General features: G+C 43.2%; 1 pseudogene. It reads left to right on the plus strand.

The annotated features are described in order from the left end of the window. A pseudogene (locus AB4585_RS25205) lies at positions 1-262 on the plus strand (alginate lyase); the annotation flags it as partial. Positions 263-352: the final 90 nt, after the last annotated feature.

Genomic DNA, 352 nt, shown 5'->3' on the forward strand with positions numbered 1-352 from the left:
CATTTGGAGTAATCAGGCATGCCAAATTCTTAGTGGCTATGCACCTGATAACCCTGCGGTTAGTGATTTGGCTTATTCCCTTGTTCGAAGCACTGCAGCGACATTTAACGCTGTGGTATTGCACGATTTGTCTGATGAACAAGCGGTATCTGTTGAACTTATTGAGTGGAAACAAGACAGTGTCAGCTGCACTTTTGTTAAAGATGGCAAGCAACAAACGCTGAGTTATGACCTAGCATCACATGCTTTAGACCACCTATAGTAAAAGTACTACAGTAGGCCAAAAGGCTAGCAGATGAACTGCTAGCCTTTTCAACTTAATCCAGTTTCAAGAACTGCCTAACCCTTGGAG

Source organism: Vibrio sp. 10N.222.49.C9, from assembly GCF_041474985.1.
Classification (GTDB): domain Bacteria; phylum Pseudomonadota; class Gammaproteobacteria; order Enterobacterales; family Vibrionaceae; genus Vibrio; species Vibrio crassostreae_C.